The sequence below is a fragment of the Paracoccus aminophilus JCM 7686 genome (genome assembly GCF_000444995.1).
GTDB classification, from domain to species: domain Bacteria; phylum Pseudomonadota; class Alphaproteobacteria; order Rhodobacterales; family Rhodobacteraceae; genus Paracoccus; species Paracoccus aminophilus.
The window spans coordinates 3,566,231-3,581,862 of record NC_022041.1; the positions used below are offsets into that span (position 1 = coordinate 3,566,231).

A 15,632-nucleotide genomic window follows, 5' to 3' on the forward strand; every position below is an offset into this window, starting at 1 on the left:
TTCTCAAACCGCCCAATCCTCAGGCGGCCTGCTCATCCGCGCGATGCTCAGATCGCGTCGTCGATCCAGGCTTTCAGCGCGGCTTTCGGCGCGGCGCCGATCTTGTTCGAGACAACTTCGCCGTCCTTGAAGAGGAACAGCGCCGGGATGCCGCGAACGCCAAGCGCCGCCGGGCTTTCCGGGTTTTCGTCAACATTGACCTTCACGATCTTGACCTTGTCGCCATATTCAGCGGCAAGCTCTTCCAGCGACGGGCCGATCATACGGCAGGGGCCGCACCATTCCGCCCAGAAATCGACGACGACGGGAACGGGCGACTGCTTCACTTCGGCGTCGAAGCTTGCGTCGGTAACGGCTTGCGTAGCCATGGGGATCTCCTGTTCGCGTCCGGCCCTGCCGGACATTCTCTCTGTTCCAAGAGCTAGGTGGCGAACAGGCTCGGGTCAAGTCCGACCAGCGCTTCATCAAGCAGCGCCTCGGCGATCACATCCATTCGGCGCGCCCTTGTCCACAAAACCGCCGCCTCGACCGCACGCCCCGGATAGATCTGCGCCAGCGCCGTGCGATAGGCCGCAAGCTGGCGCAAAATGCCAAGCGGAGTTGCTTCGGGCCGGTCGGGGATCTCGCGGTTCGATTTGAAATCGACCGCCAACACGCGGTCGGGCAGCACGATCAGCCGGTCGATCGCGCCGCTGATCACGCCCAAACCCGGCAACTCGCCGACCAGAGCCACCTCGCGCAGAACCTCGGCCCCGGCGGGCAGATCGAAGACCGCGCCGAGATCGGGGGCCGAGATCACCTCGGCGGCCTCGGCCAGCAGATCGGCCAGCGTGGCATCATCAGGCAGCCCGCCCTCGGCATCGGCCAGAACATCGCGCGCGACCTGCGGCCAGTCTTCGGGATCGAGATCGGGCAGATGTTCCAGCAGCAGGTGAAGCCGCGTACCGGCCAACATCGCCGCCTCGGCATCGCCTTCGTAATCGGTGGGCTTGCCGATCACCTTGGCGCCGCCCAGCCCCGTCGCTGCAACCGGACGCGCCGGGCGGGGATAGAGCTTCGCGGGACGGCGCAGCCAGTCCGGCTCGGCGATCTCATGTATGGGGCGATCTTCGGTCTGCGGCGCGTCTTCGGGCCAATCGCCGTGGGAAAAGCGCAGGATCTCGCCGCCGGTCGGGCCGGGCAGGGTGCAGCGGTGCAGGCCCTCGACCCGCGACAGCCCCGCGGCCACCTGCGCGTGCCAGCTGTCCTCGCCCGCGCCGGTTTCACCCGCCGCCGCCACGATCAGCCAGCTTTCCGCGCGCGTCAGCCCGACATAGAGCAGCCGCTTGCGTTCGAGCATTTGGCGCTCGGTTTGGGCGGCGGCCAGCTCGGCGATCTGGGCGGGGCGTTCATCCTTGCGCCCGCGCCAGACCGGCGCCGCGCCCGGCATCCGCATCACCGCCGCCTCTTGCGGCGGGCGGCGCTTGGCGGCGTCGGGCAGAATGACGATCGGCGCTTCAAGCCCTTTCGAGCCATGCACCGTCATCACCCGGATCAGCCCCTCGCCCTCTTCGCTGGCCGAGCCCGCCTGACGTTTGACCTCGACATCATCGCCCTCGAGCCAGACCAGAAATCCGGTGAGCGAGGGCACTTCCGACATTTCATAGATCAGCGCCTGCGACAGCAGCTCGTCGATCCCGTCCTCGGCCTCGACACCCAGCCGAGAAATCAGCTTTTCGCGCCCGTTGTGGCGGATCAGAAGCCGCGAAATCAGATCATAGGGCCGCATGAAGCCGGTCTGGCCCATCAGATCGAACAGCACCTCGAACGCGCCGCGATGACGTTCGGATTCGCGCAACCTTTGCCAGAGATAAGCCTTGCCCTCGCGTCCGGAGGAGAGACGGTAAAGCTCATCCTCGCTCAGCCCAAACAGCGGCGAGCGCAGGGCTTCGGCCAAGGCCAGATCGTCTTCGGGCGTCGCCACGACCGAGAGCACGGATTGGATGTCCATCACCGCAAGTTCTGCCGCGAGCTTGAGCCGATCCGCCCCGGCCACCGGCAGACGCGCGGCTTTTAGTGCCCCTATGATCTCGCCAAACAAATCTGAGCGTCTTTGAACAAGAATTAGTATATCACCTGCGCGAGCACGCCGTATCTTGTTGTTCTTTGCGTCATAAATCGGCTGTCCCAGAATGTCAGCGATGCCTTCGGCAATCGCGCGGGCCAGCTCCGAGATCTCGGAATTCTCAACCGCCTGATCAACCGGATCGGTCCAGTCCCCAACCTCGGGCACTTCGGGCTTCGGGATCGCGGGCCACAGATCGACGCGCCCGGGCAGAGCGGTGCGGAATGCGATATGCCGGGGTGGATCGCCCAAGCCGCGCGCGGCCTCGCCCGCGAAAACCGCATCCACCACCGAGAGGATCGCGGTCGACGAGCGGAAGGAATGACGCAGTTCCAGCACCTGCATCGGGCGCTCGACGGCGGCAAAAGCCTCGGCAAAGCCCTGACGGCGTTCTTCGAACACCGCGATATCGGCGCCCTGGAACGAATAGATCGATTGTTTCGGATCGCCCACGACGAAAAGCGTGCGCACGTCATCGGGCCGCGCGCCCTCGCCCGAGGTGAATTCGTCGGTCAGCCGCTGGATCACCTGCCATTGCTCGGGGCTGGTGTCCTGCGCCTCGTCGACAAGGATATGGTCGATGCCGCCATCCAGCCGGAAGAGCACCCATTGCGCCATCGAGCTTTCCGACAACAGCGCCGCCGTCTTACCGATGAGATCGTCAAAATCGAGCCAACCCGACGCGCGTTTGGCCGCCTCGTATTTCTGCGAAAACGCATGACCGAACCGCTGCAAAGCCAGCGTCTTTTCGGCATGGGCCAAGGCGAGCCGCTTGGCGCGCGCGCCCTCGACCCGCGCCATCAGATTGTTCAGATCGTCCATGAAGGGCGCGCAGGCACCGCTTTGCAGCCCCTTGGTCGGGAAAGAGCCGATCTTGGCGGTGAAGGGCTCTTTCGCGCCCGAGCCGGTCAAAAGCACGCCTTCCAGCAGCGCGACCTCGGCCATGCCGGGCTGGGCCCAATCGCCCGCTGCCAGCTTTGCCGCTGCCTTGCTGTCATTGGCCCCGCTGCCCGAAAGCGCCGGGATGATATTTGTGATCACATCTGCGCGCCCGCCCGGAAAGACATCGCTGCGCAGATCGGCCCAGGAATAGCCGGGCGGCAAATCCGCCATGATCCAGACCTCGGCCTCGTCGGGGTGCGCGTCAAAGCCCTTGAGACCGGCCAGAAATCCGTCAATGCGGTCGCCGGAATGCAGCGCGAGCAGATCCTGCAATTCGGGCGCGTTGTCCTGCGCCATCTCTTCGATGATTTCCGAGCGGATCAGCGCGGCGGTGCGGTCGTCGAGTTCGGAAAAGCCATGCGGCACGCCCGCTTCCAACGGAAAACGCCGCAAAACACCCGCGCAGAAGCTGTGGATCGTCTGCACGCGCAGCCCGCCCGGCGTCTCGATCGCGCGGGCAAACAGACGGCGCGCGGCGGGCAGGTCGGGTTCGGTCGTCTCGCCCAAAGCGGCCAAAGCCTCGATCAGCTTGGGCTCGGGCAGCATCGCCCATTCGCCGAGACGCTTGAGCAGACGGTTCTGCATCTCGGTCGCGGCGGCCTTGGTATAGGTCAGGCAGAGAATGCGCTCCGGCGCGGTCCCGGCCAGCAAAAGCCGCGCCACCCGGTCGGTCAGCACCCGCGTCTTGCCCGAGCCCGCATTCGCCGTCAGCCAGGTCGAGCGCCCCGGATCGGCGGCCCGGACCTGCGCCAGCGTCGCCTCATCCATCATTGTGATCACCAATTTTCATCGGGCTCGCCGCCTCGGTCGGAGCCCATTCGCCCATGCGCGACAGATGGTCATAATCGCTGCCGTGGACCGATTGTTCCATCGCAAGCCGGGCGGTAAAGCCACGCTCGCCGCGCAGATATTTCCCGATCAGCTCGGCGAAACCAGACCAAGTTCGGTCGGCGAAACCAAAGGGAAAGTCGCGGCTTTCGGTGCGGCCCTCGCCGCCAAGCTGGATATAGCTGATGCCCGCGACCTCGGTCTGGCCCAGCTTTTCAAAGGCACCGCGCTCGGCCATCGCGGCTTCGAGTGGCAGCTGCTTATCGAAATGGGCGATCTGCTTGTCGGTCGGCGGTTTGCCGGATTTGTAGTCATAGATCTGCGCCCGCCCATCGGGCAGAACGTCGATGCGGTCGGGCTGCGCAGTCAGCGCGAAATCGAAATCGGGCAGCATCGCTTTGCCCCGGCTTTCGACCACCAAGGGCAGACTACCCGAGGCGAGCCGCTCGGATTCGTCGCGCACCAGCTGATCGGCGATCCGCGCAATCCGCGCCCGCCAGAACAGCCGCGCCGAGGGCCAGGGCACCTTGGCTTCAAGCACCTCATCGGCTTTCCTGAGCAGCACCGCTTTCAATGCTTCGGGGCTGGTGTCCGCGCCACGCGCCAGCAAAAAGCCCTGCACGATGCCGTGCAGCACCGTGCCGCGCTCGGCCGGATCGGGCTCGGCGCGCAGCGGGGGCAGGCGGTTCAGGCCCAATACGCGGCGCGCATAGACCGCATAGGGGTCGCGGATCAGGGTCTTGACCTCGGTCACCGACATCTGGCTGAGCGCCGGGAAGGGTGGGATCGGCGAGGGGCGCTCGGCGGGCGCGATCTTCAGGCGCGGGCGGCCCTGCAGCTCGGCGAGATCGAGCCAGAGCTGGCCGCGTTGGCGCATCGCCGCAAGCGCCTCTTTGCCGTTTTGCGCAGGCAGGCCGCCCAAGAGGTTCACCAGACGGTTCAGCCAGCGCGAGGGGATCGTCTCGGCCTCGGCATCGCGGCGGGCGCGCGTCAAGATCACGCGGGGCGCGGCGACGGCCTGCTGGAAGTCATGCGCCGAAAGCCCGATCCGGCGTTCCGGCAAAGTCAGCCCCGCCGCAAGCCGCATCGGCCGCGACAGCCACGGATCGGGGTCGAGCGCCTGCGGCCAGCTGCCCTCATTCAGCCCGGCCAAGATCAGGAGCGGCGATTTCTCGGTCCTTGCCTCGCGCGGGCCGCGGAAATGGATCAGATGGTTGGTGATCGCGTCGAGGCGGACGCTTTGCAGGTTCATCTCGCGCATCAGGAAATCGGCGAACTCACCGGGGCGCATGTCATGGCCGAGATGGGCATGGGTGTTGAGATGGCCCAGGAGCGCCTTGGCCGCCTCGCCGGGACGCTCTTTCCAGAGCTCGGAGGCCTCGGGCGCGCCGCCCGGACCCGCCGCCAGCTCATTGGCCAAAGCCTCCAGATCGGCAAGCCGCTGGGTCAGCGGGCGCGGGCGGCGATCCTCGGCCAGAGGGGCGAGCCGCTCCATCGTCTGGGCGAGCCATTCGGCCCAGTCGCGCCGGGTTTCGTCACGTTTCGAGCCCCAGCGGCGCATGAATTCGGCATCCGGGAAGGCGGGGCCGTGGCGGCGCAACTCGAGCTCGAGATCGCGGGTCAGGCGCTGATGCTCGCGCCGGGTCTCGCGGCCCGCGCCGGAATGCGAGAGCGGATGTTTCAGGATCACCAGCAGGGCATCGACGGTCAGCGGCTGGCCGAAAAGCGCAGCAACATGGCGCAAGAAGAGCCCCGGCGAGGTCAGCGCCAGCGGGCGGCCCGAGCTGTCATCGGGAATGATGCTCCAACGATCCAGCGCCGAGGTCACACGCCGCAAGAGCCCGCGATCGGGGGACAAAAGCGTCAACTCGCGGCCCTCTTCAGCGGCTTCGCGCATGATCAGCGCAATCGCCTCGGCCTCTTCGCCGGGCTGCTCGGCTTCGATAAGGGTCAGGCCCTCGGTCGCGGGGATGAGATCGCCGAGACCCGGGCCTTCGGCGATCCATTGATCGGTGACCGGGGCAGGGCGCAAGGCCAGCGACATCAGCCGGTTGCGCGCCGGGTCCGGCGCCTGATGGCTGAGCGTCCAAGGCTGCGGCTCGCCGAATTCGGCGATGAACGGGGCGTGACGGGCCTGCGGGTGATCCTCGGCCCGGGCGTCGAGCGTCTTCCAGACCGAGGAGGATTGCCACGGGTCATAGCCCGGCAGCACCACCGCGCCCTTGTCCAATCGCGCGACCGCCATCATGAAATCCCGCGTCGCGCCATGCGAGCCGGTCGAGCCCGCGACCACGACCGGATCGGCGGGCAGGTTCCGGCCCTCAGCCCAGTCGCGCGCCATCGCCTCTCCGGCCTGACGCAGCCGGGCTTCGCTGTCCTGCGCGGGCTCGGCCATGTAGAAATTGGCGGCGATCTTCAGAAATTCGAGCGAGCGCGCCCAATGCTGGGCATGGTCCGAAGCGTCGATCTTGGTCAGATCCTCGACCGTCAGCCCCTCAAGCTGCATTTCCGCCATGAGATCGGCCAGCGAGGCTGCGAGTTCCGGCACCGACTGGCCGCGCGCGAGATCGGGCTGGAGCTTGACGAACCGGTCGATGGTCTGGCCGAGCTCAAGCCGCCGCGCCAGCCGCGCGGTCGCCGCGCCGCCGCCAAGCTGGGTGACCAGCCGCATCTGCGGCAGAAAGCGCGGGCCTCGGGTCAGGAAAGCCTCGCGCAATTCGGTCAGCGTGCGGCCCGAGTTGAGATAGACCGTCACCCGCGCCATCGCCTCGGGCGGGCGACCCGCCATGCGCTCGATCAGCCCATCGGCGAGGGCTCCGGCGAAATCGACGCCACAGGGCAGGGCAAAGACGCCCGGCTGCCACTCAGCCATAAAGCATTTCCTCGGCTTTCGAGATGCAATCCGGGCGGCCGACATCGCACCAATTGCCGCGATGGATCAGGCCGAAGGCGCGGCTGTCGGCGATCATCAGATCCCAAAGCCGGTTGAGCGAAAAGGCCTCGGCGCCAATTTCGGCGAGGCGCTCGGTCTTGATGATCTGCGCGCCGCCATAGACGAGCTCGCCCTTGCGCAAGATCCGGCCCTCGGCATCGAGCGAGAAATCCCCGGAGCCGATCCGGCCCCGCGCGGCATGAAGCGGGATCAGCATCAACAGTGCGTCCATCCGCGCCGGATCCCATGCGGCGCGCAGGCCCGCGATGGGGTTGGGGCCGGTCCAGACCACATCGGGATTGATTGTGATCACAGGCCCGTCGCCCAGCAAAGGCAGCGCCTTTTTCAGGCCACCGCCGGTTTCCAGCAGCGCCTCGCTTTCGTCCGAAATCAGCACCTCGCGCCCCTGGAGGTGGTCGGCGATCTGATCGCCAAGGTAATGGGTGTTGACGACGATGGTCTCAGCCCCGCCTTCCCGCGCGAGATCGAGCGCCCGGTCCAGCAAGGTGCGCCGCCCGACCTTGATCAGCGGCTTCGGCATCCGGTCGGTCAGGGGCGCCATGCGCGTGCCCTTCCCGGCGGCAAAGAGCATCAGCTTGCGGGGCGCGTCGTTGTCAGTGTGGGACATTGGCGGGCGATCCTTTCGATGATCTCTGAGGTGGGCTCGGGGATGCCGCCGAGTGCGGCGGCCAGCGGGCCCAGCGCCGGATGGGCGAGGTTGCGACGGATCATCTGCCAGACCCGCGGCATGAAGGCCAGATAGCGCGGCTTGCCGTCGCGCAGGCACAGCCGGGTGAAAATCCCCATGATGCGCAGGCTACGCTGCGCGCCCAGCAGGGCATAGGCGGCACGGAACCGCTCGGGGTCGCTGCCGCTCGTCGCGATATAATGCGCGATTTCAGCCTCTTCGATCTCGGCCGGGATGTCGCGGCGCGCATCTTGCAGCCCCGAGACCAGATCATAAGCGGGATGGGTGATGACCGCGTCCTGAAAGTCGAGCAGGCCCAGCGGCGCCGCGCCACGCCAGATCACATTCTCGGCGTGGAAGTCGCGCAGGCCGAGAACCGGGGCGACATCGGCGCATAGTTTCACGTGAAGCGCGAGCAGCGCCTCGGCCACATCCGTGCCCTTGCCGGGCGCTCCGGCGGCGGCGGGATACCATTCCGCGAACAGGCCGACCTGACGCGCGAGCTCTTCGCCGTCGAGGCGCAGCAAGTGGTCAGGCGGGGCATAGCTGTGCAGATCGACGAGCAAAGCGGTCAGGCGGGCATAGATCTCCGGCCCCAGCGCAGGATTGTCTTCGAGCACGCGCGCGACCAGATCGTCGCCCAGATCCTCCAGCAGCAGCAGCCCCTCCGGCTCGTTGGTGGCGAGGATCTCGGGCGCGCCGAAGTCGCGGTGGCGCAGCCATTGCGTCATGCCGACATAGGCGCCGCAGGATCCGGGAGCCGCGTCCATCAGGACCGCGCGGCGGTCGCGATCGGTCAGGCGGAAATAGCGCCGGGCCGAGGCATCACCCGCCAGAGGTACGATCCGCGCCTCGTCCCAGCCCGCGCGGTGCAGCAGCTTCGCCATCTCGACCAGACGCGGGACCATGCCCCAGCGCACCGGGTCTCCGGTCAGGGTGATCCGGCGCAGGTCGGGGTCCTCGGCCTCGGGCTCGATCATCAGGCTAAGCGCGCCCGGCAGATCGCCGCCTTTTTCCGGCCATTCGATCAGCGTGATCGCCTCGGGCATGGCGTCCTCCAGCCCCAGCTCGACCAGCTCGCCAATATCGCCGAGCCGATAGAGATCGGCGTGCCAGATCTCGGTGCCCATCGGATCGGGATAGGTCTGGACCAGCGTGAAGGTCGGGCTGGGCACGTCTTCGGCGAAATCGCCCTGACGCGCCCGGATGAAGGCCCGCGCGAAATGGGTCTTGCCCGAGCCAACCTGCCCGCGCAACGCCAGCGTATCGCCCGGCGACAGGATCGCGGCGAAAACATGGGCCAGTGTCGAGGTCATGGCCTCGTCCACATCATGGAGTGTCGAAAGGAGCGTCATATGTCGTTTTAATGAAACTGTTTCTACCGAAACGAGAAAACCTGTCCCGTCATAAGTTGTATGAATAGTCCCTGCATGGCAAATTGTCAGCATAACCAATATGCGTAAGCAGGAGCAGGGATGGAAAACTTCTTCAAGCTCAGAGAAAACGGGACAAACGTCAGAACCGAAGTCGTGGCCGGGATCACTACCTTCCTGACCATGGCCTATATTATCTTCGTCAACCCATTGATCCTGTCCGAAGCGGGCATGGATCACGGCGCGGTCTTTGTCGCGACCTGTATCGCGGCGGCCCTTGGCTCGCTGGTCATGGGGCTTTGGGCCAATTGGCCGATCGGCATGGCGCCGGGCATGGGGCTGAACGCCTTCTTCGCCTATGGCGTCGTGCTGGGCATGGGCTACACATGGCAGCAGGCGCTGGGGATGGTCTTCATCTCGGGCGTGATCTTCCTGATTCTGTCGGTCACCGGCGTGCGCCGCTGGCTGATCGAGGGGATTCCGCACTCGATGCGCAGCGCCGTGGCCGCCGGTATCGGCATGTTCCTTGGCCTGATCGCGCTGAAAAACGCGGGCATCGTCGTGGCGAACCCGGCGACGCTGGTCGGTCTGGGCGACATGACCCAGGCTCCGGCGATCCTGGCCATTGTCGGGCTCTTCATCATCGCGGCGCTTCATGCGCTGAAGGTGCGCGGCGCGATCCTGATCGGGATCTTGGTGATCACGATCGTGTCGATGCTGATTGGCATCAACAAGTTCGGCGGCATCTTCTCGGCGCCGCCCTCGATCGCCCCGACCTTCCTGCAGCTCGATATTTTCGGCGCGCTGTCGAAAGGCCATGAAACCGGCGGGATTGGCGCGGCGCTGACCAGCCTCTTCCATGTCGTGCTGGTTCTGGTGCTGGTCGAGATCTTCGACGCAACCGGCACGCTGGTCGGCGTGGCCAAACGCGCAGGCCTGCTGAAAGACGGTCCGGTTCAGGACAATCCGGGCCTGAGCCGCGCGCTCATGGCCGATTCGACCGCCATCGTCGCGGGTTCGCTGATCGGGACCTCCTCGACCACGGCCTATGTCGAAAGCGCCGCGGGCGTGGCTGCGGGCGGTCGCACCGGCCTGACCGCCGTCACCGTCGCCGTGCTCTTCCTGCTGGCGATGTTCTTCTCGCCGCTGGCGGGCTCGGTTCCGGCCTATGCAACGGCGCCGGCGCTGCTCTTCGTCGCTGGTCTGATGATGCGCGAGTTTTCGGATGTGGAATGGGACAGCATCACCGAGGCGGCTCCGGCTGTGCTCACTGCGCTGATGATGCCCTTCACCTATTCGATCGCCAACGGTCTGGCCTTCGGCTTCATCAGCTATGCGATCATCAAGCTGCTGACCGGCCGCGCGCGGGAGGTCCATGCCGCGACCTGGCTGATCGCCGCTTTGTTCGTGATCCGCTTCGCCGCCTTCCCCGAAGGCTGAGGCGCTTCGCCCAAAACCGGACGGGGCCGCGCTTGGCCCCGTCTTGCCAGACGATATTGGCACCGGACGATCGGTGCAGATTTTCAATCTACGCTTAAGATAGTACCGGCCACTTTATATATACTCGCCGGGCCAGCCCTGCTCTATTCGTGATGTCAAATCCGGAGGAAGCATATGAGCGATTTTGCCATTATATGGGACTGGTTGGCCTTTGCCATCCGCTGGACCCATGTCGTCACAGCCATCGCCTGGATCGGCTCGTCCTTCTACTTCGTCGCCCTTGACCTTGGCCTGCGCAAAGCTCCGGGGCTTCCCGTGGGCGCGCATGGCGAGGAATGGCAGGTCCATGGCGGTGGGTTTTACCACATCCAGAAATATCTGGTCGCCCCCGAGCGCATGCCCGATCACCTGATCTGGTTCAAATGGGAAAGCTATATGACCTGGATCTCGGGAGCTGCGCTTCTGATGGTCACCTATTGGGCCGGGTCCGAACTCTTTCTGATCGACCCCGCCAAGATGGAGCTGCTGCCCTGGCAAGCGATCCTGATCTCGGCTGGTTCGCTCTCGGTTGGCTGGATCGTCTATAATAACCTGTGCAAATCGCCGCTTGGCGAAAAGCCGACGCTTCTGATGCTGCTGCTCTTCGTGCTCTTGGTGGTCATGGGCTGGGCCTATAATCAGGTCTTCACTGGCCGCGCGGTCATGCTGCATCTGGGTGCCTTCACCGCGACGATCATGACGGCCAACGTCTTCTTCATCATCATGCCGAACCAGCGCATCGTGGTGGCGGATCTGAAAGCCGGACGCACGCCGGACCCGAAATATGGCAAGATTGCCAAGCTGCGCTCGACCCATAACAACTATCTGACGCTGCCGGTCGTCTTCCTGATGCTGTCGAACCATTACCCGCTGGCCTTCGCGACCGAGTATAACTGGATCATCGCCGCGCTGGTCTTCCTGATGGGCGTCACCATCCGGCATTTCTTCAACTCGATGCATGCGGGCAAGGGCAATCTGTGGTGGTGCTGGGGCGCGACGGCGATGCTCTTTGTCGCGATCATGTGGCTTTCGACCGCGCCGATGCTGCGCGAAACCGTCGAGCAGTCAGAGGCCCGTCCTCTGACCGCCACCCAGCAGGCGATGATCGCCACCCCCGGCTGGGATGCCGCCTCGAGCGCGGTCATGGGCCGCTGCTCGATGTGCCACGCGCGCGAGCCGTCTTATGACGGCATCCACACCGCGCCGAAGGGCGTGTTGCTGGAGACGCCCGACGACATCACCCGGGCCGCGCGCGAGATCTATATTCAGGCCGGTGTGACCCATGCCATGCCGCCCGCGAATGTCTCGTTCATGGAGCCGCAAGAGCGTCAGGCAATCGTCGATTGGTATCGCGCCGCGCCGAAAAGCCTCGCCTTCAACTGAGCGCGGTCTCTCGATTTCGGCCAGATCCGAAAAAGCCCCCTCCGGTTGCGCCAGAGGGGGCTTTTCCATGTCTCGGCGCGGGACGGTGGTTTAGACCGCGACCTTCTCGAAGGTGAACATCGAGGTCACATAGGGAAAGGCGACCTCGGCCTGCCCAGCAAGCTCGGGCGTGGCGGCGATCAGCGCGCGGACCTCGTCCAGCACCTCATCGCGCTCTGACGCGGGCAGCGCCGCGATGAAGCTGGTCGAGCGGGTGCGTTCAAGGATGACCTGCTCCGCCGTGCCCCGGTGAAAATTGCGCGCCTCGCGCGTGTCGATCAGAGGCAGTTCGGGCGTCGGCACGACCTCGCGCCATTTGCCGGATTTGTAGCGCGGCGTATTGCCCTCGCGCGCGTCGGTGATCTGCGACAGGGTCGCGACCCAACCGACGCTTTCGTCGCGCCCGTTCCAGATCAGCCCCAGCCGCCCGCCGGGGCGCAGCACGCGCAGGATCTCGGCGACCGCTGCGGGATGGGCGAACCAGTGAAAGGCCTGCGCGCAGACCACGGCGTCAAGGCTCGCATCGGGCAAAGGGATCGCCTCGGCGGTTCCGGCCAGCGCGGTCACGGTCGGAAAGCGGGCCTCGATTTCAGCCCGCATCGCAGCCACCGGCTCGACCGCCGTGATCGTGGCGCCGGTCGCGACAAGGCGGGGCAGGAATTTCCCGGTGCCCGCGCCCAGATCGAGCACCTGCCGCCCCGGCCCAAGCTTCAAACTATCGCGCAGCCAGTCGCCGACCTCGACGGGATAATCGGGCCGGCCCGCGACATAGTTTCCGGCCGCGCCCGCATAGCCCTTGGCGGCGCTTAGGTGGATTTCGCTCATCTCATCCTCCGGTTTGGAGATGGTCCGACCGCGTCTCAGAGGCCGAGCACATCCATCATGTCATATTCGCCCGGCCCCTTGTCCTGCCCCCAAAGCGCGGCTTTCAGCGCGCCTCGGGCAAAGATGCGGCGGTCGGTCGCGAGATGGCGCAGCACCACGCGCTCGCCATCGGCTGCGAAAATCAGATCATGCTCGCCGACGACATCGCCGCCACGGATTGCCGAAAAGCCGATCGTGCCGCGGGTCCGCGCGCCGGTGATGCCTTCGCGGGCGGGGGTGCGCAGCGTCTCGAGCGTCTCGCCCCGTCCTTCCGCCGCAGCCGCGCCCAGCATCAAAGCGGTGCCCGAGGGCGCATCGACCTTGTGGCGGTGATGGGCCTCGACCACTTCGATGTCCCAATCCTCGTCCAGCGCCGCCGCGACCTTGCGTGCCAGCGCCGTCAGAAGGTTGACGCCAAGGCTCATGTTACCGGCGCGGATGATCGGCGCGTGACGCGCGGCGGGTTTGAGCCGCGCGATCTGGTCCGCGTCAAAGCCGGTCGTGCCGATGACATGGACGGCGCGGGCTTGCGCGGCGAGCTCGGCAAAGGCCAGCGTCGCCTCGGGCGTGGTGAAGTCGATCACCGCCTGCGCCTTGGCAATGGTCGCGACCGGATCGTCGCTGACCAGCACCCCGGTGGCGGGGCGGCCGACCAGCTCACCCACGTCGCGCCCGACCCATTCGCTGCCCGGACGCTCGAGCGCGCCGACCAGCGCCATCTTGTCAGAGTCCAGAACCTGCGCGATCAGCATCCGGCCCATCCGGCCCGATGCACCCGTGATGACAATTCCCGGCTTGTCCATTTTGGCATCCTCTGACGTTTCCCCCCTCTCTAGCCCGTTGCGAGCAAGCCCGCGACCCCCTAGATGTGGACACATGGCACAGAACCGCTTTCATTCAGGATCCGGCCCCTCGCAGCGTCAGCTTCGCGTGGGTGAATTGATCCGCCGCACCCTTTCGGATGTCCTTCTGCGCGCAGAAGTGCATGACCCCGATCTCAACCGCCACTCGATCACGGTGGGGGAGGTCTCGGCCTCGCCTGACCTCAAGGTCGCGACGGTCTATGTGATGCCGCTTGGCGGGCATGACGCGCAGGATGCGCTCAAGGCGCTGCGGCGCAACACGCGCGAGCTGCGGCATCATATCGCCAAGGCGATGACGCTGAAATACGCGCCCGACCTGCGCTTCATTCTGGACGAGACCTTCGACCGGATGGACGACACCCGCCGCCTCTTCGCCGACGAGCGCGTGCGCCGCGATGTCGAGGCCCCGGATGAAGATGATCTGGATGACGATGATCTCGACCGGGATGGTGACGAGACCGACGACCGCGATCCGCGTGGCAATGAGGCTTGATCTCAAGCGCCGCCTCGGGCTGGCCTTCGGCGCGCTGATCGCCATGACCCTGCCCGCCGTGGCCGGGCTTTGCGAAAAGCGCGATTTTGACGGCCAAAGCTATGCGATCTGCACGGTCGAGGCCGCGCAAGAGCCTGATCTGCGGCTGTGGCTGAATGATGCGCAGGGCCGCACGCTTGGCAGTTTCGGCGCGGTGCGCGGCACGCTCGCGCCCGGCGAGGCTTTGGCCTTTGCGATGAATGCGGGCATGTATCACCCCGATTACAAGCCGGTCGGTCTGTTCAAGGCCGATGGCGCGACCGAAGCCGATCTCGTCACCGCAGGCGGCGGCGGCAATTTCGGGATGCTGCCGAATGGCGTCTTCTGCACCGGCGGCAAGCGCCCGTTTCAGGTGATCGAAAGCCGCGCCTTCGCCAAAGCAGAGCCCGCCTGTCGTCTGGCGACCCAATCCGGCCCGATGCTGGTCATCGACGGCAAGCTGCACCCGCGCTTTCTGCCCGATTCCGACAGCCGCTATATCCGCAACGGCGTCGGCGTCTCGCCCGATGGCAAGACGGCCTGGTTCGCGATTTCGGACCGCGCGGTGACCTTCCACGAATTCGGACGGCTCTTCCGCGACGAGCTCGGCGCGCGTGATGCGCTTTACTTTGACGGATCGATCAGCCGGCTTTATGCGCCAGAGCTGAACCGGTCGGATTTCGGCCGCAAGATGGGGCCGATCATCGGCCTGACAGGAAAAAGCGAATAAATGGCACGCAAAAAGGGACGCGACATTTCGGGCTGGCTGGTCATCGACAAGCCCGCAGGGGTCGGCTCGACCGATGTGGTTGGCAAGGTGCGGTGGGCGCTCGACGCCAAGAAGGCGGGGCATGCGGGCACGCTCGATCCCGATGCGACCGGCGTTCTGGCGATCGCTCTGGGCGAGGCCACCAAGACCGTGCCATATTTGACCGAAGCTCTGAAATGCTACGATTTCACCGTCGTCTGGGGGGCAGAGACCTCGTCGGATGATGCCTCGGGCGCGGTGATCAAGACATCCGAAGCCCGTCCGAGCGAAGAGGCGATCCGCGCCGCTTTGCCCGCGTTTATCGGCGATATCATGCAAGTGCCGCCGCGCGTCTCTGCCGTGAAGGTCGATGGCGAGCGCGCCTATGATCTTGCCCGTGAGGGCGAAGAGGTCGAGCTCGCCGCCCGTCCGCTTTGGGTCGAATCGCTGGAGCTGACCGCTCTGCGCGAGGGGCAGGCCGATCTGCGCATGGTCTGCGGCAAGGGCGGCTATGTCCGCGCCATTGCCCGCGATCTCGGGCGCGCGCTTGGCTGCCTTGGCCACGTGCTCGTGCTGCGCCGGATCTGGTCCGGCCCGTTCGAGGCCGCCGCTGGCATCGCCTTCGACAAGATCGACCGCGCCAATCAGGCCGAGCTCGAGGCCGCGCTGCTGCCGCTTCAATCCGCGCTGACCGAGCTGCCCGAGCTGCACGCCACCGAAATGGGCGAGATCCGCATTCTGAACGGGAATCCCGGGCAGGTGACCGGCCACGCCGAATTCGGGACCGAGGTCTGGGTCAGCCGTCAGGGCCGCCCGCTCTGTATCGGCAATTACATGGGCGGCGAGGTTCAGCCCTCGCGGGTTTTCAACCTCTAGGC

At 65.8% G+C, this 15,632-nt stretch carries 12 protein-coding genes; 5 read left to right on the forward strand and 7 right to left on the reverse strand.

Features of this window, described 5'->3' with window-relative positions; all coding sequences use genetic code 11:
- Positions 1 to 47 precede the first annotated feature (47 nt).
- From trxA to tsaE, 5 genes are read right to left on the reverse strand one after another with little or no spacing between them, the layout of a single operon-like run.
- Positions 48 to 368, reverse strand: coding sequence for a thioredoxin (gene trxA, locus JCM7686_RS17385; RefSeq protein ID WP_020952109.1), 321 nt, complete (start codon positions 366 to 368; stop codon positions 48 to 50).
- Between the two features lie 53 nt (positions 369 to 421).
- A complete protein-coding gene (gene addA, locus JCM7686_RS17390) occupies positions 422 to 3,817 on the reverse strand; it encodes a double-strand break repair helicase AddA (RefSeq protein ID WP_020952110.1) in 3,396 nt (1,131 codons plus the stop codon).
- The gene (addB, locus tag JCM7686_RS17395) at positions 3,807 to 6,746 is read right to left on the reverse strand and encodes a double-strand break repair protein AddB (RefSeq protein WP_020952111.1); all 2,940 of its coding nucleotides are present in this window, start codon (positions 6,744 to 6,746) and stop codon (positions 3,807 to 3,809) included. Before addB ends, addA begins: the two co-directional genes overlap by 11 nt.
- A complete protein-coding gene (locus tag JCM7686_RS17400) occupies positions 6,739 to 7,434 on the reverse strand; it encodes a nucleotidyltransferase family protein (RefSeq protein WP_020952112.1) in 696 nt (231 codons plus the stop codon). The genes addB and JCM7686_RS17400 overlap by 8 nt, the downstream gene beginning before the upstream one ends.
- The gene (gene tsaE / locus JCM7686_RS17405) at positions 7,398 to 8,810 is read right to left on the reverse strand and encodes a tRNA (adenosine(37)-N6)-threonylcarbamoyltransferase complex ATPase subunit type 1 TsaE (protein ID WP_236635855.1); all 1,413 of its coding nucleotides are present in this window, start codon (positions 8,808 to 8,810) and stop codon (positions 7,398 to 7,400) included. Before tsaE ends, JCM7686_RS17400 begins: the two co-directional genes overlap by 37 nt.
- A 159-nt stretch (positions 8,811 to 8,969) precedes the next feature.
- Between tsaE and JCM7686_RS17410 the strand changes: the two genes are divergently transcribed.
- Together JCM7686_RS17410 and JCM7686_RS17415 are read left to right on the forward strand one after the other, a co-directional pair.
- Positions 8,970 to 10,307 carry an NCS2 family permease gene (locus JCM7686_RS17410; RefSeq protein WP_020952114.1) on the forward strand — a complete coding sequence of 446 codons (1,338 nt, stop codon included), beginning with the start codon at positions 8,970 to 8,972 and terminating at the stop codon, positions 10,305 to 10,307.
- A gap of 174 nt (positions 10,308 to 10,481) precedes the next feature.
- Positions 10,482 to 11,729: a urate hydroxylase PuuD gene (locus JCM7686_RS17415; RefSeq protein ID WP_020952115.1), complete on the forward strand. Its 1,248-nt coding sequence runs from the start codon at positions 10,482 to 10,484 to the stop codon at positions 11,727 to 11,729.
- Positions 11,730 to 11,819: 90 nt separating this feature from the next.
- On the opposite strand, the gene JCM7686_RS17420 is transcribed toward JCM7686_RS17415, so the two are convergent.
- Both JCM7686_RS17420 and dapB read right to left on the reverse strand, forming a co-directional pair.
- On the reverse strand, positions 11,820 to 12,593 hold the full coding sequence (locus JCM7686_RS17420; protein WP_020952116.1) for a class I SAM-dependent methyltransferase: 774 nt from the start codon (positions 12,591 to 12,593) through the stop codon (positions 11,820 to 11,822).
- 35 nt (positions 12,594 to 12,628) lie between these two features.
- Positions 12,629 to 13,435, reverse strand: coding sequence for a 4-hydroxy-tetrahydrodipicolinate reductase (dapB, locus tag JCM7686_RS17425; RefSeq protein ID WP_041527441.1), 807 nt, complete (start codon positions 13,433 to 13,435; stop codon positions 12,629 to 12,631).
- A gap of 73 nt (positions 13,436 to 13,508) precedes the next feature.
- Here dapB and rbfA point away from each other — a divergent pair, with 73 nt between their 5' ends.
- Genes rbfA through truB form a run of 3 tightly spaced genes read left to right on the forward strand, consistent with a single transcriptional unit; the run spans position 13,509 to position 15,630 of the window.
- The gene (gene rbfA, locus JCM7686_RS17430) at positions 13,509 to 13,988 is read left to right on the forward strand and encodes a 30S ribosome-binding factor RbfA (RefSeq protein WP_020952117.1); all 480 of its coding nucleotides are present in this window, start codon (positions 13,509 to 13,511) and stop codon (positions 13,986 to 13,988) included.
- On the forward strand, positions 13,978 to 14,736 hold the full coding sequence (locus tag JCM7686_RS17435) for a phosphodiester glycosidase family protein (protein ID WP_020952119.1): 759 nt from the start codon (positions 13,978 to 13,980) through the stop codon (positions 14,734 to 14,736). Before rbfA ends, JCM7686_RS17435 begins: the two co-directional genes overlap by 11 nt.
- On the forward strand, positions 14,737 to 15,630 hold the full coding sequence (gene truB / locus JCM7686_RS17440) for a tRNA pseudouridine(55) synthase TruB (RefSeq protein WP_020952120.1): 894 nt from the start codon (positions 14,737 to 14,739) through the stop codon (positions 15,628 to 15,630). It begins immediately after the preceding gene.
- Positions 15,631 to 15,632 lie beyond the last annotated feature (2 nt).